This window comes from Methylobacterium jeotgali, assembly GCF_022179345.1.
GTDB lineage: Bacteria > Pseudomonadota > Alphaproteobacteria > Rhizobiales > Beijerinckiaceae > Methylobacterium > Methylobacterium jeotgali.
This window is the reverse complement of sequence record NZ_BPQR01000096.1, coordinates 1-17,495: the sequence shown is the minus strand read 5'-3', so window position 1 is coordinate 17,495 and position 17,495 is coordinate 1. Positions and strand designations below refer to the sequence as shown.

General features: G+C 71.9%; 14 protein-coding genes, 1 tRNA gene and 1 pseudogene. 9 read left to right on the top strand and 7 right to left on the bottom strand.

Annotated features, from left to right (window positions below; all coding sequences use genetic code 11):
- Nucleotides 1-229: 229 nt before the first annotated feature.
- The 5 genes and pseudogenes from MFF04_RS21460 to MFF04_RS21440 form a co-directional block, all read left to right on the top strand.
- Nucleotides 230-622: pseudogene (locus MFF04_RS21460) on the top strand (DUF4113 domain-containing protein); the annotation flags it as partial.
- A 59-nt stretch (nucleotides 623-681) separates the two neighbouring features.
- Nucleotides 682-1,089, top strand: a complete 408-nt coding sequence (locus MFF04_RS21455; RefSeq protein ID WP_238279001.1) for a hypothetical protein — start codon at nucleotides 682-684, stop codon at nucleotides 1,087-1,089.
- A 36-nt stretch (nucleotides 1,090-1,125) separates the two neighbouring features.
- Nucleotides 1,126-1,332 (top strand): hypothetical protein, encoded by a 207-nt coding sequence (locus MFF04_RS22110; RefSeq protein WP_373320137.1) that lies wholly within the window; start codon nucleotides 1,126-1,128, stop codon nucleotides 1,330-1,332.
- A gap of 247 nt (nucleotides 1,333-1,579) precedes the next feature.
- On the top strand, nucleotides 1,580-2,179 hold the full coding sequence (locus MFF04_RS21445; RefSeq protein WP_238278999.1) for a PAS domain-containing protein: 600 nt from the start codon (nucleotides 1,580-1,582) through the stop codon (nucleotides 2,177-2,179).
- A 188-nt stretch (nucleotides 2,180-2,367) separates the two neighbouring features.
- On the top strand, nucleotides 2,368-3,516 hold the full coding sequence (locus MFF04_RS21440) for a YihY/virulence factor BrkB family protein (protein WP_238278998.1): 1,149 nt from the start codon (nucleotides 2,368-2,370) through the stop codon (nucleotides 3,514-3,516).
- Nucleotides 3,517-3,570: 54 nt separating this feature from the next.
- On the opposite strand, the gene MFF04_RS21435 is transcribed toward MFF04_RS21440, so the two are convergent.
- From MFF04_RS21435 to MFF04_RS21420, 4 genes are all read right to left on the bottom strand, one after another.
- A complete protein-coding gene (locus tag MFF04_RS21435; RefSeq protein ID WP_238278996.1) occupies nucleotides 3,571-6,879 on the bottom strand; it encodes a DEAD/DEAH box helicase in 3,309 nt (1,102 codons plus the stop codon).
- Between the two features lie 365 nt (nucleotides 6,880-7,244).
- The gene (locus tag MFF04_RS21430; RefSeq protein WP_238278994.1) at nucleotides 7,245-8,186 is read right to left on the bottom strand and encodes an ABC transporter substrate-binding protein; all 942 of its coding nucleotides are present in this window, start codon (nucleotides 8,184-8,186) and stop codon (nucleotides 7,245-7,247) included.
- Nucleotides 8,183-9,280, bottom strand: a complete 1,098-nt coding sequence (locus MFF04_RS21425) for an LLM class flavin-dependent oxidoreductase (RefSeq protein WP_238278992.1) — start codon at nucleotides 9,278-9,280, stop codon at nucleotides 8,183-8,185. The genes MFF04_RS21430 and MFF04_RS21425 overlap by 4 nt, the downstream gene beginning before the upstream one ends.
- On the bottom strand, nucleotides 9,277-10,443 hold the full coding sequence (locus tag MFF04_RS21420; RefSeq protein ID WP_238278990.1) for an acyl-CoA dehydrogenase family protein: 1,167 nt from the start codon (nucleotides 10,441-10,443) through the stop codon (nucleotides 9,277-9,279). Before MFF04_RS21420 ends, MFF04_RS21425 begins: the two co-directional genes overlap by 4 nt.
- A gap of 497 nt (nucleotides 10,444-10,940) precedes the next feature.
- Here MFF04_RS21420 and MFF04_RS21415 point away from each other — a divergent pair, with 497 nt between their 5' ends.
- The 4 genes from MFF04_RS21415 (at nucleotide 10,941) to MFF04_RS21400 (ending at nucleotide 15,292) form a co-directional block, all read left to right on the top strand.
- The gene (locus tag MFF04_RS21415) at nucleotides 10,941-11,915 is read left to right on the top strand and encodes an aliphatic sulfonate ABC transporter substrate-binding protein (protein WP_238278988.1); all 975 of its coding nucleotides are present in this window, start codon (nucleotides 10,941-10,943) and stop codon (nucleotides 11,913-11,915) included.
- 433 nt (nucleotides 11,916-12,348) lie between these two features.
- Nucleotides 12,349-13,428 carry an ABC transporter substrate-binding protein gene (locus tag MFF04_RS21410; RefSeq protein WP_238279003.1) on the top strand — a complete coding sequence of 360 codons (1,080 nt, stop codon included), beginning with the start codon at nucleotides 12,349-12,351 and terminating at the stop codon, nucleotides 13,426-13,428.
- A gap of 8 nt (nucleotides 13,429-13,436) precedes the next feature.
- Complete coding sequence (locus MFF04_RS21405) at nucleotides 13,437-14,435, top strand: ABC transporter permease (protein WP_238278986.1); 999 nt, start codon at nucleotides 13,437-13,439, stop codon at nucleotides 14,433-14,435.
- Complete coding sequence (locus MFF04_RS21400) at nucleotides 14,429-15,292, top strand: ABC transporter ATP-binding protein (RefSeq protein ID WP_238278984.1); 864 nt, start codon at nucleotides 14,429-14,431, stop codon at nucleotides 15,290-15,292. Before MFF04_RS21405 ends, MFF04_RS21400 begins: the two co-directional genes overlap by 7 nt.
- 326 nt (nucleotides 15,293-15,618) lie before the next feature.
- Here the strand turns inward: MFF04_RS21400 and MFF04_RS21395 are convergent.
- The 3 genes from MFF04_RS21395 to MFF04_RS21385 form a co-directional block, all read right to left on the bottom strand.
- Nucleotides 15,619-15,694, bottom strand: a tRNA-Glu gene (locus MFF04_RS21395).
- A 352-nt stretch (nucleotides 15,695-16,046) separates the two neighbouring features.
- Nucleotides 16,047-17,186, bottom strand: coding sequence for a tRNA guanosine(34) transglycosylase Tgt (tgt, locus tag MFF04_RS21390; RefSeq protein ID WP_238278982.1), 1,140 nt, complete (start codon nucleotides 17,184-17,186; stop codon nucleotides 16,047-16,049).
- The coding region (locus MFF04_RS21385; RefSeq protein WP_238278980.1) for an S-adenosylmethionine:tRNA ribosyltransferase-isomerase at nucleotides 17,183-17,495 on the bottom strand (313 nt) is incomplete at its 5' end. The genes tgt and MFF04_RS21385, both read right to left, overlap by 4 nt.

The window sequence follows — 17,495 nt, the reverse complement described above, 5'->3', positions numbered from 1 at the left end:
CGGCCGCTGACGGCGGACACACAGGAGAATTCATCCAGTCTATGATTGTCTGGCAACATTTCTCCGGTGTCATTCAAAAAGCACTATTTGATGTATGTTAAGGCCGCTTGAGGCTTCGAGACACGCCCAACTTGATTCCGGCCTATGAACGGCTGCGAATGCCGACACGCGCAAGGCCACTATGACGACCTGCGGGGCTACGACCTCGTCCAGTCGAGGGCCGTGTGCACGCTTCGAGCTGATGCGCTCGGTCTCGACCACGGTGCAGCTGCCGGAAGCGTCGAACGACGCCCTGACCCTCATCAAGGCGGCGCGCCATGGCCTCGCCAGGACCTGGCTCGACCAGCGCGATCCGCCCTGGCGCTACTCGAAGGCCGGCGTCATCACCGTCGACCTCGTGCCGCTGGCGCTGAGCCAGCGGGCGCTGATCGGCGGGCTCGACCGCGAGCGCTCCGGTCCGCTGATGGCGGCGACGGACGCCTGCAGCGCGCGCTGGGGTCGCGGGGCGGTGGTGCCGGCCCGCGCCGGTCTCGTCGGCCGTCGGGACTGGTCGACGAAGTTCGAGATGCGCTCGCCGCGCTACACCACGCAGGTCGGCGAACTCCCGGTCGCGGTGGCGTGAGGGAAGCCCCAGCCTGCACCGCTTAGTAACCATCGCTGCCCGCAAGCGGAACCATTAGCGTGGCCGTATGTTGGCCAAGCATGGAACACTATAAGTCCACCCTTGCCGTTACCAGCACCGCAGTCGTCGGGCTCCTCCTCGCCGCCCGGATACTGCACCCGGGCAACTATGAGCGTGAGCCGCGGGGCCCTAAGGCTGGCGGTGACACGGTGACGGTGTCGACGGACTGGGCCGATCCGCCGCGCCGCGCTCCGATCACGGTCGCGGCGAAGGGACCGAGCCCGGGCGTGCGGGCGATCCTGGCGCCGCAGGCGATGACGCCGGACCCGACAGCCGGCTTCGTCCCGATCGCCGAGACCGTTTCCGCCAAGTCGCTCATGAAGCCAGCCCGAAAGGCGTCGACGGGCGATGATCCAATCGGCCGCCTGATCCGAGACCTCGACAAGGGCCGCGACGGCCAGGGCTGACGCCGCTTGCCGCCGGCGGCCCGATCGCCCCCGCTCGTGGCCACGTACAACCTCTACAGCGTCAGCCGGAGCCAGGACGAGATCCGGCGGCTCTTCGAGATCGACGACGATCGCGCCGGCAACCTGCCGCTTCCGAGCATCTTCCCCGACCAGATGGGCCCGGTGACCTGCCCGGCGAACGGCGTGGACGGCCCGGTCCATCCGAAGGCCATGCCGGTGCTGCTCACCGATCCGGAGGAGTAGCGCACGTGGCTCGTGGCGCCGAAGGAGGTCGCGCTGGAGCTCCGGCGGCCCTTGCCGGACAAGATGATGCGCGAGGTCTCGCAGGGAGGGCAGAAGGACAAGGCGCCCCGGTGATGCGTCCACCATCGTGGATGAATTATCTACTCATGAGAAGTGCACAGGTATATTATGCATAAGTTGTACTGAGGCTGAACAATTTCAGATAATGCAGAAAAGTCCGCGCTTCTATTAAGTTGCAAGCCGATCGATGGGTCATGGAGAGAAGAGCATTCTCTTTGAATGTCTGCCGGCGGCGGGCGTTATCGGCGGATGGGTGCACGATACTGCCACCGACCGCGTCATGGCGGATCACTCGATCCAAGCCGCCTTCGGCATTGCCGATCCGGACACGATCAATGGGGATCCGATGTCGCACTACGTCGACGCGGTTCACGAGGAGGATCGGCAGAGCTTCGCCGCGGACGTGCGGACGGCGAGCTTGGCGGGCGGCACGTTTCACGCGACCTACCGGATCATCACCCAGGCCGGCGTACGATGGGTCCACGACTATGGGCAATTCGAACTCGACGCATTCGGGCGGCCGGCGCTGGGCCGCGGCATCATCATCGATGTGACTGCCACGCGCCGGCGAACCAACCGTCCTCAGAAGGAGCTTCAAATCGGCGCTCCCATCCCGGCTTCCGAACAGGTGAGGGCGAACCTGATCGCCGGCCACATGATCGCGGCAAGCACGCTGGTCAGAACCTTCCCGGCTGGCCGTCTCCATCGCCGCGCGGACGAGATGCTGCTGGAGGTCGGACGCCTGCTTGCCGGGCTTATGTCTCGAAAGGGCGTCCCACGCGACTGATGGCGGCGCGGGCGAGATGCCCGGAAGAGAGCTTGCCGGCCCTGTCGACCTGCCCGGCATGACGCGCCTGGAAGAAGGCTTCGGCGTCAGCGGCGGAGAGGCTCATCCGGTGAAGTTCGGGGCGCGTGCATACAATCGACGGTGAGGAGAGTTCATCCCAGCATTGTTCCCACGAGCGTGAGCGACGGATGGCTGCCCCCGACACACATCAACCGGCGCGGCCGTCTCGAGAGGCGAGCGCAAGGCTTTGGACCTTGGCGCTGGCGACGGCGCTGATTGGCATCGTTGCGCTGCCCCAGCGGCGGGGGCGTGCATCCGCCTCTTCAAGTGATTCGCCAGACGACGCGCGCCAGCCCTCGCCATCGCACGAGGGCGGCTCGGCGCGAGCCGTGGCTCGGTCCGAGCCGGAACGCGGCCGGCAGGCCGAGCGTCCGACGGAGATCCCGGCGAAGGGTTGGAAGGACATCGCTAAGCGCATCTACCGGGACGTCGGCGAGAACCGCATCATGCTCATCTCGGCGGGCGTGACCTTCTTCGCGCTCCTGGCGATCTTTCCGGCGGTCGCAGCGATCGTGTCGGTCTACGGCCTCGTCGCCGATGCCTCGACCATCAACGAGAACCTCGCCGCGCTCCAGGGCGTGCTGCCCTCCGGGGCTCTCGACATCGTCGGCGAGCAGGTCAAGCGGTTGAACGAGAAAGGGGATGCCACCCTCGGCTTCTCGCTGGCGCTCGGCATCGCGCTCTCGGTCTGGAGTGCCAACGGCGGTATGAAGCACGTCTTCGACGCCCTGAACCTCGTCTACAACGAGCGAGAGAGGCGCAACTTCTTCGTGCTCAACCTCGTCTCGCTGAGCTTTACCGCCGGCGCCCTGCTGTTCGTGCTCTGCGCGCTCGGCGGCATCGTCGTGGTCCCGGTCATCATCCAATCGGTCGGGCTCAGCGAGAATGCCTGGTGGCTTGCCCTGCTGCGGTGGCCCGCACTCTTCATCGTCGTGCTGTTCGGCCTCGCCATGCTCTACCGTTACGGGCCGAGCCGCGACGCGCCGCGCTGGCGCTGGGTGACGCCGGGCGGCATCCTCGCCGCCTTCCTATGGCTTGCCGGATCGCTGCTATTCTCGTGGTACGTGGCCAACTTCGGCAGCTACAACAAGACCTACGGATCGCTCGGTGCCGCGATCGGCTTCATGACCTGGATCTGGATCTCGACGACCATCGTGCTGCTCGGCGCCCAGATGAACGCCGAGATGGAGCATCAGACGGCCAAGGACACCACGGTCGGCCGGCCCGAACCGATGGGCAGCCGGGACGCAAAGATGGCCGATTCCGTGGGCGCCTGACACCGAACGCGCGAAGGACGCAAGGGCCGCCTTTGGCGGAGCAGTCGGTCTCCTTCAGATCCTCGCACTCCGCTCGGCTGCCTTCCGCAGATGTTCGAGCAGGCGTGTCGCGAGCGCAAGGCGCGCCGTCTCGTCCTCGGCGGGGCGGCGCAGGACCACGCGGCCGTCGCGTTGAACGAGACCGTCGGCCGCAGGCATCGGCCCGGGCCTGACGCCGGGCCGAAGATCGGCGGCGACGCCCTCCGGTCCGCCGGTGAGGCGCGCGACGCCGAGCCGCACGCAGTCCACCCTCAGCCGGGCCATGGCAAACAACGCCTCGACCGCCTCCGGCAGCGCGCCGAAGCGGTCCTCGACCTCGTCGCGCAGAGCTTCGATGGCCTCGGGCCCCCGCAGGCGCAGGAGTCGGGTATAGAGGCTCAGGCGAATCTCCGGCTCCGGCACATAGTCCTCGGGGATGCCGTCGCCCAAGCCGATAGCGATCTCCGGGCACCAGTCCTCGGCGGGCTCGCCCTTGGCGGCGCGCAGCGCCAGTTCGAGGAGGTGTCGGTAGAGGCCGAGGCCGACGAGCTTGGCGTGGCCCGCCTGATCCTCGCCGACGAGGTCGCCGGCGCCCCGCAGGTCAAGGTCGCGGGCGCTGATCGCAAAGCCCGCACCGAGGCGGTCCATGGCCGCCAGCGCCCGCATCCGCTGCTCGGCCGCAGGGCTCGGGGGCCGCTCGGGATCGGAGAGGAGGTGGACCACTCCGCGCCGCTGCCCGCGGCCGACCCGGCCTCGGAGCTGATGAAGCTGGGCGAGGCCGAAGCGGTCCGCCTCCCAGACCAGCATGGTATTGGCCCGCGGCACGTCGAGCCCGCTCTCGATGATGGCAGTGGCAAGCAGCACGTCGCCGCCGCCGTCGGCGAAGCGTACCATCGCCTCGTCCATCTCGGCGGCCTTCAACCCGCCATGCGCCACGACGACCTCGAGCCCCGGCACCAGGGTATGCAGGCGCTCGGCCATCGGCGCGATGTCCTCGATCCGCGGGCAAACCACAAAGCTCTGGCCGCCGCGCCGGTGCTCCCGCTCCAGGGCGTCGCGGACTCTCACGCCGTCGAAGGGTGCGACGAGCGTGCGGACGGGCTGTCGAAGCGCCGGGGGCGTGGCGAGAACGCTGAGGCTCTGCAAACCGGCGAGCGCCGCCTGGAGGGTGCGGGGGATCGGCGTCGCGGTGAGGGTCAGCACGTGGCCGCCGCCGGCCAGCCGCCGCAGGTCCGCCTTGGTCCTGGCGCCGAAGCGCTGCTCCTCGTCGATCACGGTCAGGCCCAGATCGGCGTAAGCGACCCCGCGGCCCGCGAGCGCATGGGTGCCGACCGCGAGTCGCACGGAGCCGTCGGCGAGGCCCTGCTTCACGCGCCTGGCCTCCTTCGGGGGAACGAGGCGGGAGAGCTGCGCCACCTCGATCCCGAATCGGGCGAAGCGCCGCCGCAGGGTCTCGGCGTGCTGGCGGGCGAGCACGGTGGTCGGAGCGATCAGCACCGCCTGGCGCCCGGCGAACACCGCCGCGGCCAGCGCGCGCAGCGCCACCTCGGTCTTGCCGAAGCCGACATCGCCGCAGACGAGGCGGTCCATCGGCTCGCCGGATGCGAGGTCCGCGAGCATCGCCTCGACGGCGGCCGCCTGGTCGTGGGTCGGTGGGAAGCCGAAGCCCGCCGCGAAGCGCTCCATCTCCCGGGCCGGGGGCCGGATCGGCCGGGCGCCGGCCGCCTGGCGCTCGCGGGCGAGGCCGAGCATGTGCTGCGCGGTGCGCGCGAGCGTCGCCTCGGCCTCCAGGCGGCGGCGGGCCCAGGTGCCGCCGTCGAGCTTGTCCAGGGTAACGGCCTCGGGCTCCGAGCCGTAGCGCCAGATCCGGTCGGCCTGGGCGACGGGGACCATCAGCGTGTCCTCGCCCGCGAAGCGCAGGCGCAGCGCCTCGGTCGCAGGTTCTCCGGCGGTCTCGACCCGTTCCAAGCCCTCGAAGACGCACAGGCCCCGGTCCCGGTCCACGGCCACGTCGCCGGGGCGAAGATCGACCTCGCCGAAGACCAGGGTGCGGTGAGCCATGCCGACGGGCGCCGCGTCCGGCCCGTAGAGGTCGGCCGCGGCGAACACCGTCGCGCCACGGGCGCGAAAGCCCTCGTCGAGGGGCGCCTGGATCGCCAGAACCTCGCCGGGGGACGCCTCGGCGACCTCCGCCCAGGCGTCGATCAGGCGCACGGGGCGGTCGGCGATGCCAGCGGTCTCCCGTACCAGGCGGCGCAGGGGGTAGCGAGGCCCGGCGAGCACCACCCGGTCGCCGGCCTTGAGCCGGGCCTTGAGCCGGGCCTTGAGCGCCTCGGCGAAGGCAGCGCCGGGGCGCTTCTCGGCCGCGAAGTCAGGAAGTGCCACCTCTTCGGCAGCCTGCCGCGTCGCCGCCGTCAGGGTCTGAGCGGCGACCGCCTCCCGCCATGCCTCCTGCGTGAGATAGAGGCGGCTCTCGGCGGCCGGAGTGCGCTTGCCGGCCCGCCCCTCGGCGACCTGCTCGAAGAAGGCCGAGACCCGGGCCTCGGTGCCTTCCTCGACGACGAGATCAGCTTGGCCGAGATACTCGAGCGGGTCCGCGAGGCGGCTGTAGAAGCGAGCGAGCTCGTGCTCCTGGCCGGAGAAGGCCCGCACCTCCTCCTCGGAACCCGGCGGCAGGACGATCTCGGAGGCCGGACCGACGAGGAGAGCGGAGACCTCGCGCACGGAGCGCTGCGAGATCGGGTCGTAGGTCCGGATCGCGGTGACATGGCCCTCCGCGTGCTCGACGCGGCAGGGAAGCGGGGCGTCCGCCAGAAAGACCTCGAGGGTTCGCCCCCGTACCGCGGCCTCACCCGGCTCGTCGACCCGCTCATCGAAGACGTAGCCGAGGCGGATCAGGGCGGCGGAGACTCTCTCGACATCGATCGGATCGCCGACGTGGAGCGAGACCTCCGCGTCTGTCCAGGCCTCCGGCGGGGGAACGCGCTGGGCGAGCGCCGGTCCGGTCGTCAGCACGAAATCCGGCGGCTCGTCAGTGCTTAGGCGGCGCAGGACCGCCGCCCGCTGGCCCATGACCGCCCGCGAGGGCGAAGCGTGGTCGAAGGGCAGGCAATCCCACTCGGGGAAGACCGCGACCTCGGCGGCGGGTGCCAGCACCCGCAGAACGGCGGCGAGCGCGTCGAGACGTCCGCCGTCGCGGGCGACATGCACGATCGGCCGGCCTGGCGCTCGATCGTCCGGCGCCGCGAGATCGAGAAGGGTCACCGCCAGGGCACCGACCGGAACGAGGGGCGCGTCCTCCGCCGCTAGGTTGCGTACCGCCGCCTTCCGCCGCCGTTCGGCCATCGCCCGATTATCCTCCCCCTTGGGACTCGCCAACGCGGCGAAGCGGGCGGGGGTCCGGGGGAAGACGGGTTCTTCACACCGAATGCGTGCCGCTTTCCGCCGCAGCCGCGGGGACGCGCCTCCCGTCAGCTTGTCGAAGGTGATCGGCAGATCGCGCACGCGATTGCGAGCAGCCTCGAGATCTGCAGGCGATCCCGCGATCAGGAGTGGAGCGGCAGTAACGCGAGAGACCTGCAGTGCCGCTGTGTGAGTTGCATCTGTAAGAAGATCGGCCAAGCCGATGCTAAGCTATTGACCTCGCTGGCGCGCCCTACGGGATTCGATGGGCGCAAGCTCAGAATGGAGCACAAGAATCTTGGAGCGCATCATCGCACGGCGGCGGCATCCGTGAAGCTCGGGTCGAGGATCGCCTCCGCCCGGGGCGCGCGGGCCTTCGGGATCAGGCCGGCGCGGACGTAGAGGTCGATGATGCGCTGCTCGTCGGCGATCACCTCGGCATCGATCGGCACGGTCCGGTAGGCGGCGCGCCCGAACCAGCGCAGGGGCACCGCCTCCGGCAGGCCGATCAGCTTGGACCAGACGGCAGCGTAGGGCTTCGGGTCCGCGAGCGCCCAGGCTCGCGCCCGAGCGAGGCGCGCGGCGAAATCGGCCAGCAGCGGGCGCTTGGCCTTCAGCGCTGATTCGCTCGCCACCGCGTAGCTGAGCCCCGGCGTGATGCCGTTGCCGTCCCGCAGGACCCGCACCAGCCCGGCGAGCTCGGCCGCCGAGGTGTAGGGCTCCCAGGTCGACCAGGCGTCGACGGCGCCGGAGGCGAGCGCCAGCTTGGCGTCGGCGGGCGGCAGGAAGTGGAAGCGCACGCTGTCGGCGGGCAGGCCCGCCTCCTCCAGGGCCGCGAGCACGACCTGATGGCCGATCGAGCCGCGGTTGGTGGCGATGCGCTTGCCCTTCAAGTCCGCGACGGTGCGGATCGGCGAGTCGGGCGCCACCAGGATCGCGAGCCCGTCCTGCCGGTTGCGGAAGGCGAGGAAGGCCCTGACCGGCACGCCTGCGGCCGCCGCGAAGGTGAAGGGTGCGTCGCCGCAGCCGCCCACGTCGATCGCTCCGGCGTTGAGGGCTTCGAGGAGCGGGGCCGCGGCGGGGAACTCGCTCCATTCGAGGCGGTAGGACAGTCCCTCGAGGACGCCCGCCGCCTCCATCAGGGCGCGGGCGTTGCCGCGCTGGTCGCCGACGCGCAGCACCTCCTCGGCGCGCGCCGGACCGAGGCCGAGGCAGATCAGGGCGAGCGCGGCGAGGAGGCGGGCCCTCACGCGGCCCGTGCCTTCCCGTCCCGCCGGGCGAGGAGGTCGCGGAAGGCCGGCAGCAGTTCGCGCCCGTACTGGATCGCGTCCTCCAGAGGGTCGAAGCCGCGGATCAGGAAGGTGCGCACCCCGAGGTCGTGGTAGTCGAGGAGCGCCTCGGCGACCTGCTCCGGCGTGCCGACGAGGGCGGTGGAACTGCCGGACGCGCCTGTCTCGGCGGCGATCGCCGTGTAGAGGCGCTTGTCGAGCCGCGCTCCCGCCGCCGCCGCGGCCAGCAGGCGCCGCGAGCCCTCGTTCTGCGGGGCCGCGGCGGGACCGAGGCCGGCCGCAGCCCGCACCTGCCGGGTGCGCGCCAGGATCGCCTCCGCCCGCGCCCAGGCCCGCTCCTCGGTCTCGGCGAGGATCGGCCGAACGGACAGGCTGAAGCGCGGGGCCCGTCCGTGCGCGGTGGCGGCGGCCCGCACCCGGCCGATCAGCTCGCGGACCTGAGCCTGCGTCTCGCCCCAGAGCGCGTAGGTGTCCGCGTGGCGCCCGGCGACAGCGAGCGCCGCCGGCGAGGCGCCCCCGAAATAGACGGGGATCGCGTCGACGGGTTTCACCTCGGAGAAGCCACCCTCGATCCGGTAGTGGTCGCCGGCGTAGTCGAAGGGCCGGTCGGAGGTCCAGGACAGGCGCAGCACGTCGAGGAACTCGCCGGTGCGGGCGTAGCGCACGTCCTTCGTGAGATGGTCGCCGTCGCGAGCGAGCTCGCGGTCGTCGCCGCCGCTGATCGCGTGGATCGCCACGCGGCCCCCCGTGAGCCGGTCCAGGGTCGCGAACTGGCGCGCGGCCACCGTCGGGGCGGTGAAGCCGGTGCGGTGGGCGATCATCAGCCCGATCCGTTCGGTCACGGAGGCGACCTGCGCCGCGAGCAGAAGAGCATCGGGCGCCGTCGCGTAGAAGGCGACGAGCACCCGGTCGAAGCCGCCCCACTCGTGAGCCTGGGCGAGGAGGCGCAGGTAGTCGGGCTCGATGGCCTCGCCCGGCGCCGGATGGATCTCCGAGACGCGGTGCGGGGCGACGAAGCCGATGAACTCGACGGCGTCCGGCGGCAGCAGGCTCATGGAAAGATTCCTTCGGATGAGGCTTCGAGTGCCGCGCGCCCGGCCTGCGTGCGCACGGCGTCGCCCTGCGGCCAGTGGATGCGCGCGCAGAGCACGTCGCGCAGGTGCCGCTCCAGCGGGTTGCGCCGGGCGAGCGCCGCGTTGCCGGTGAGCTCGACCGCCCGCTGCACGAGCGCGATGGCGTTCTCGGTGACGGTGAGCTTCACGAAGCCCGCTTCCGAGGGCGGCGGCACGGGGCCGGCATCGGTCTGCGCGGCAAGGCTCGCGATGAGGCGGGTGTTCACCGAAAGCAGGCGCTCGGTCTCGCCCACCGCCTCCTGGAAGCGCGGCAGGCCCGCGAGCGGCGCCCCGAGGCTGCCGGGCGTGCGCTCGCGCAGGAAGCCGACGAGCCAGGCCTGCGCGCCCCGCGCCACCCCGTCGTAGAGCGCGGCGAGCAGGGCGCAGCTCCAGGCCTGCTGCAGGGGATCGCCCCCCTGCCAATCCTGCGGCGGGCGCAGGTCGACGGCGTGGTCGAGGGGCACGAACACGTTCTCCAGCACCACGTCGTGGCTGCCCGAGGCGCGCAGCCCGAGATGGTCCCAGGTCTCCTCGATCCGCAGGCCCGGGGCGCCGAACGGAACGAGGAGGTTGCCGATCCGCGGAGCGGGCTCGTCGGTGCGGGCGAAGACGAGGCCGTAGGCCAGCGCCGGGGCGCCGGTGGAGTAGATCTTGCGCCCCGAGATGCGCCACCCGTCGCGCTCCCGCCGGGCGAGCGTCTCCGGCAGGCCGCCCCGGGCGGGGGTGCCGAGCCCGGGCTCGACCCGCAGGGCGTTGACGAGCGCGCCGCGGGCGACGGCCTCCTGCCCGAGCCGGTCCGCGACGGCGCGCGGCCAGCGGGACGCCGGTCCGTGGACGAGACCGTGCTGGAGAAGCGTCATCGCCAGCACCAAAGCGGTCGCCGGATCACCGGAGCCGATGGCGCCCACGACCTCCGCCGCCCGCGCGAGCCCGGCGCCGCCCCCGCCGAGCCGGCCCGGCACAGTGAGCGCCGTGAGGCCGGCCTCGTGGAGCGCCGCGAAGTTCCCGTGCGGGAAGGCGCCGCTGCGGTCGTGCTCCGCCGCAGTCTCGGCGAAGCGCAGGGCCAGGGTCCGGGCGATGTCGGGAGGCGGGACGGCGACGGTCATCGAAGGGGAGCAGCGTGGGCGGGTGCGAGGGAGCGCCGGCGGCCGGAGCGAGGGCCGGCGCCACGCGATAACGGGCATGGTCGGCCGCAGCGGCGAGCGCGTCAACGAGAGCGCGTTCCAAATATCGTCCGCCCGGAAGGATCGATCTCTGCCGGCGGCGGGAACTCGGCGAAAGATCTTCTCGTGGATCGCCTGCGCCTCTGGCGATCCCTGTGCTCAGCGAATCAAGAGTGTGACCGCCAGACGTCTCTGCCGAAACCCTAGGCCGGCAGGAAATGCTCTGGAGTCTAGCCTGAGAAGCACGATCTTCTAGACATTCGGTCAAGTTGAGGATGCGACCTCATTGACAGCGTGGCGCGCGGTGCGAAACACTCGCGCGCCGTTCCAGGCGTCTGCGGCGCTCGGGTCCCGCCCTTCCCCGCCGCCCCGGCCGGACGCCGCCTCCCCTTCCCCCGCCCCGCCCCGCCTCCCATGCGGGCTTCCCAGGGACCCGACCCATGCCCCTCTCCCGCCGATCGCTTCTCGCAGGCCTCGCCGCACCGGCGCTCGCCGGCGCCCTCGGGGCGCGTCCCGTGCGGGCCGCCTCGATCCTGCGCATCGGCTACCAGCGCTCCTCGACGCTCATCGCTCTGCTGCGCCAGGACGGGTCGCTGGAGAAGGCGCTGGCGCCTCTCGGCACCGGGCTCTCCTGGCACGAGTTCACGAGCGGCCTGCCGATCATGGAGGCGCTGAACGCCGGGCAGATCGACGTCTCCGCCGACGTCGCCGACACGGTGCCGGTCTTCGCGCAGGCGGCCGGCGCCCGCATCACCTACATCGCGCAGGAGGCCGCCTCGCCGGAGGCGCAGGCGATCCTGGTGCCGAAGGACTCGCCGGCCAAGTCCGTCGCCGACCTGAAGGGCCGCCGGGTCGCGGTGACGAAGGGCGCGGGCAGCCACTTCCTGCTGCTCGCGGCGCTCGCCGAGGCGGGCCTCTCCTTCAAGGACATCGCGCCGGCCTACCTGACCCCGGCGGACGGTCGCGCCGCGCTGACGAGCGGCGGCGTCGAGGCCTGGGTCGCCTGGGACCCGTTCCTGTCCGCCGCCCGGCAGCAGACCGGCGCCCGCGTGCTCCGGGACGGCAGCGGCCTCTCGCTCTACAAGCGCTACTACCTCGCCTCCGATGCCTACGTCGCCGCCAACGGCCCGGTGCTCGGCGTGCTCTTCGCCCGGCTCGCCGAGACCGGCGCCTGGGTGAAGGCGAACCCGGCCGAGGCCGCGGCCCGTCTCGCACCGCTCTGGAAGATCGAGGCCGACGTGGTGGAGACGGCGAACGCGCGGCGCAGCTACCGTGTCGAACCCGTCACCCGCGACGGCCTCGCCGAGCAGCAGAAGATCGCCGACGCCTTCCGCGCCGAGGGCCTGCTGCCGCGCCCCGTCGACACCGCCGCCCTCGGCATCTGGGCGCCGACAGCGCGCCGAGCCGCACAGTGAGCGACGCCTGAAGAGGCCTCGCGCAGACGGTGCGGCCTCGAAGGAACGGAGGGGTCGGAACCGGGCTCGGGCCGTCGGCGTGGGGCCCGGCCGTACCTTCTGCCATCGGGCGCGGATCGGGACACGGCCGTCGAGGCCGTCGCGATCGATAATGGAATGCGCGCGCCCCGCTTTCCGGACGGGTCGCCCATGATCGTCGTACAGCGGAAGTATCGCTGAGACTTTCGAGACGAAACATGCGGTGTGGACGTATTTGAATAGTCGAATATCGCCGCATGTCGCGTGCATTGGGAAGGACGTTTCGTTGACAGCGAGCGACTGTCCTCCGAGACTGCCAGTTCATCTTTGACAGGCGTCTCGCGTCGCAGGACGGCGGGCCGCCTTGTCTGCCGCGCGCATCGTGCGCGTCGCCCACGGGTTCCCGGAGACCTTCATGACCGACGAGCTTCGGCAGCCCGGCTCCCCGCCGTCGCGCCGGTTGCTGCTGCGCGCGGGCGCCGCGGCCCTGCCCTTCATGCTCGCCGCGGGGCCTGGGCGGGCCTGGGGGCCCGGACCGGCCGTCCCGTTCGATCCGGGGCCGCTCTGCCGCCCCGCCGCGGCGGAAGGGCCGGCGGGGCCCCTAAAGCCGGTCAAGCTCGCCTGGAACGCCACCGCGATCTGCACGGCCGCGGCGCCCTTGGCCAAGGAGACCGGTATCTTCACCCGCCACGGCCTCGACGTGGAGTTCGTCAACTTCGGCGGCTCGACCGAGGCGCTGCTGGAGGCGATCGCGACCGGCAAGGCGGATGCCGGCATCGGCATGGCGCTGCGCTGGCTCAAGCCCCTGGAGCAGGGCTTCGACGTCAAGGTCACCGCCGGCCTCCACGGGGGCTGCCTGCGTCTCCTCGGCTCGAGGGCGGCCGGCATCACCGAGGTCGCGGCCCTGAAGGGCAAGACCATCGCCATCAGCGACCACGCGAGCCCGGCCAAGAACTTCTTCGGCCTGCTGCTCGCCAAGGCGGGCATCGACCCGGAGACCGGCGTCGACTGGCGCCAGTACCCGGTCGACCTCCTCAACCTCGCCGTCGAGAAGGGCGAGGCGCAGGCGCTCGCCGATTCCGATCCCCGCACCTGGATCTGGCGCAAGGACCCGAACCTCGTCGAGGTCGCCACGAACCTCTCGGGCGACTACGCGGACCGCACCTGCTGCATCGTCGCCGCCCGCGGCAGCCTGATCCGCAACGACCGCGCCACCGCGTCCGCCCTCACCCGGGCGATCCTGGAGGGCGGCCACCGCGTCCACGAGAACCCGGAGGAGGCCGCGCGGGCCTTCGCGGGCTACGGCGGCAAGGGCTCCGTGGAGGACCTCGCCGCGATGCTGCGCAGCCAGCACCACGGCGACCGTCCGGTCGGCGCCGACCTCAAGCGCCAGCTCGTCCTCTACGGCGACGAGCTCAAGAGCGTAAACGTCCTCAAGCGCACCACCGACACCGCGAAGTTCGCCGAGCGCATCTACGCCGACGTGCTGAGCTGAGGGCGACCATGGCGAGCCTCAGCGAGGGCGCGGGCCTGGCCCCGCGCGAGGGGCGGGCGGCGGGCCGCCTGCCGCTGGCGGCCCTCGGTGCGGGCGCAGCCTGGATCGCGCTGGCGGCGGCGACGCAGCTTCTCCCGGAGGCGGGCGACTTCCCCTACACGGGCGCCTTCGCGACAACCTCGCTCGCCGCCGGCCTCGCCCTGCTGGCGCTCGCCCCCCTCGCCCACCGCCTCGGGCACGCGGGGGCCTGGCTGCGCCACCGCACGCCCTGGCTTGCGGTCCTGGCGCTGGCGTTCCTCGCCTGGGAGCTCGTGACCGCCAAGCTCGAATGGCTGCCGATGCCGTTCTTCCCGCCGCCCCAGGCGATCCTCGAGGTGTTCGCCGAGGATTGGCGCAAGCTCGGGGGCAGCACCCTCAACTCCCTGAAGCTGCTCGCGGGCGGCTACCTCATCGGCGCGGCGGCGGGCGTCGCGCTCGGCGTCGCCATCGGCTGGTCGCGGACGGTCGGCTACTGGGCGCACCCGGTGCTGCGCTTCGTCGGGCCCCTGCCGGCCACCGCCTGGCTGCCGCTCGCCTTCTTCGTGTTCCCCTCCTCCTGGTCGGCGAGCACCTTCCTCGTGGCGCTGGCGACGGGATTTCCCGTCACGGTGCTGACCTGGTCGGGGGTGGCCGGCGTCAACAAGGCTTATTTCGACGTGGCCCGGACGCTCGGGGCCTCGCAGCGCTTCCTCGTGCTGCGGGTCGCGGTGCCGGCGGCGCTGCCCCACGTCTTCGTCGGCCTGTTCATGGGGCTCGGCGGCTCCTTCGCGGTGCTCGTCGTCGCCGAGATGCTCGGCGTGAAGTCGGGTCTCGGCTGGTACCTGCAATGGGCTCAAGGGTGGGCGGCCTACGCCAACCTCTATGCCGCGCTCATCGTGATGGCGCTGATGTGCTCGGGGCTGATCACGCTGCTGTTTCGCCTGCGCGACCGGCTGCTCTCCTGGCAGAAGGGGCTGGTGCAATGGTAGCCGCGGCGCTGGAGCGGACCTTCGATCGCCTCCTGCCGCAATGGCGGGCGGCCGCGCGCCGGGATGGGCCCGGGCCGACGCGGGAGGCCCCGCCCCGGCCGGCCGTCGGGGGCGCGCGCCTCGGCGTGCGCGCCGTCAGCCACGCCTTCGACATCCGCGGAACGCCGCTGCCGGTGCTCGACCGGGTGGACCTCGACGTCGAGCCCGGCGGCTTCGTGGCGCTGCTCGGCCCCTCCGGCTGCGGCAAGTCCACCCTGCTGCGGCTGCTGGCCGGTCTCGAGCCGCCGGATTCCGGCCGCATCACCCTCGACGGACAGCCCGTGGAGGGGCCCGACCCGTCCCGGCTCCTCGTCTTCCAGGACCCGACCCTCTATCCCTGGCGCACCGTGCGGGGGAACGTCACCCTCGGCCTGGAGGCGCGGGGCGTCGCCGGGGACCGGCGGGAGCGGGCCGGGGCGGCGCTCCGGCTCGTCGGGCTCGAAGGCTTCGAGGACGCCTACCCGCACCAGCTCTCCGGCGGCATGGCGCAGCGGGCGGCGCTCGCCCGAGCCCTCGTCAACGAGCCGCGCCTGCTCCTTCTCGACGAGCCGCTGGGCAAGCTCGACGCGCTGACGCGCCTTGCCATGCAGGCGGAGCTGCTCCGGCTCTGGCGCGAGAAGCGCTTCACCGCCGTCCTCGTCACGCACGACGTGGAGGAGGCGCTCGTGCTGGCCGAGCGCGTGATCGTGCTCCCCGACCGCCCGGCCTCGGTGCGGGCGGACATCGCCGTCGGCCGGCCCTACCCGCGCCACCGGGACGACCCCGAGCTCGTGCGCCTGCGCCGTGAGATCCTGGCGATCCTCGGCCAGCCGACCTGAGCGCGCCGGGCACCTCGACAATCAGTTGCTTTGCCGGCCCGTGTCCTCCGCCCAGGATCGCGGGGGCTGGAGAGGGTCGGCGCTCGCCACGGGCAGCATCGACGCCATCAACACCTGGGAGCCGCACGTCGCCAACGGACGCCGCGCGCTGGGCGACCGGGTCGCGCCGCTCGACACGAAGCCCGATGTCAGGACGTGCAGGATGCCCCAGATGATCTGCCGGTTGTCCTTTCGCTCGGATCCCGCCGCTCGCGCCCGTCGCACGCGCTGGGAGGCAAGCACCTGAGAAACAACATATTCTGAGATCACAACGCCTTGGCGTTGAGTGGCGCGCCCTACGGGAATCGAACCCGTGTTTTCGCCGTGAAAGGGCGACGTCCTGGACCGCTAGACGAAGGGCGCTCGCGCGGGGCCGGGCCTCTATAGGCGGCTGCGGGGGCGAGGGCAACGCGGCTTCGTGCGTCGGGCGAGGGCTGCCGCCCGGCCCCGCGGCGCCGTGGTCGCGGCGAAGGTGGAGGCTCGCTCCGTTCCGCGTGCGGCGGCCGGACGCGCGGGCGCTTCGCAGTCACGCCGTCGAAGGCTTCTGCGGCGCCGGGCGTCTCGCTCGGGTTCGTCGGGCCCGGGCGCTTGCCGCGGCACCGGGACGGAGCCGGGTTTCGCTGCGGCCGGAGGTCCGCCGTGTCCGGGAACGGGCATCGTCGCCAGGAGGCGACCGTCGCTGAAGCCCCGCAGCCATGCGTTTCGCCGGAAGCGCTCAGGCCGCGCGGCCCTCGCCCTGCGCCCAGCCCTCGCGGGTCTCTTCCGCGAAGGCGGCCAGCCGGCCTTCGCGGATCGCGGCGCGTAAGGACGCCATCAGGCCCTGGTAGTAGGCGAGGTTGTTCCAAGTCAGCAGCATCATCCCGAGGATCTCGTCGGAGCGCACGAGATGGTGGAGGTAGGCGCGGGAATAGTCGCGCGCCGCCGGGCAGTCCGATGTCTCGTCGAGGGGGCGGATGTCCTCGGCATGGCGGGCGTTGCGCAGGTTCACGCGGCCGTGGCTTGTGTAGGCGAGGCCGTGGCGGCCGGCGCGCGTCGGCATCACGCAGTCGAACATGTCGATGCCGCGGGTCACCGCCTGCACGATGTCGTCGGGCGTGCCGACGCCCATCAGGTAGCGCGGTTTCTCCGCCGGCAGGTGCGGCTCCACGGTCTCGATCATCGCGAGCATCACCGCCTGCGGCTCGCCGACCGCGAGGCCTCCGATGGCGTAGCCCTTGAGGTCGAGCCCGACGAGGGCGCGGGCGCTCTCGACGCGCAGCGCCGGGATGTCGCCCCCCTGCACGATCCCGAACAGCGCCCGCCCCGGCTGCTCGCCGAAGGCCGCGCGGCAGCGCTCGGCCCAGCGCAGCGACAGGCGCATCGCGGACTCGATCGCCGCGGGCTCGGCCGGCAGGCGCACGCACTCGTCGAGCTGCATCTGGATGTCGGAGCCGATCAGCCCCTGGATCTCGATGGAGCGCTCCGGGCTCATGCGATGCGTCGAGCCGTCGATATGGGAGCGGAAGGTGACGCCCTCCTCGTCGATCTTCCGAAGCGCGGAGAGCGACATCACCTGGAAGCCGCCGGAATCGGTGAGGATCGGCCCGTCCCAGCGCATCAGCCTGTGCAGGCCGCCGAGCCTCGCGAGGCGCTCGGCGCCGGGGCGCAGCATGAGATGGTAGGTGTTGCCGAGCACGATGTCGGCGCCGAGGTCGCGGACCTGGCTCGGGTACATCGCCTTGACGGTGCCCGCCGTGCCGACCGGCATGAAGGCCGGCGTCCGGATTTGTCCGCGCGGCGTGGTGATCTCGCCGGTGCGGGCGGCGCCGTCGACGGCGTGGAGGGCGAAGGAGAGGGCCGGCGTCTCTTCGGTCATCGCGTGTCCCGGAACAGCAGGCTCGAGTCGCCGTAGGAGTAGAAGCCGTAGCCCTGCGCGATGGCGTGGGCGTAGGCCGCGCGCATGGTCTCGAGGCCGGAGAAGGCGCAGACCAGCATGAACAGGGTCGAGCGCGGCAGGTGGAAGTTCGTCATCAGCGCGTCGACGGCCCTGAACCGGTAGCCCGGCGTGATGAAGATCTCCGTCGCGCCGGAGAACGGGTGCAGCCGGCCCTCCCCGTCGGCGGCGCTCTCGAGGAGCCGCAGCGCCGTGGTGCCCACCGCCACGATCCGCCCGCCCCTCGCGCGG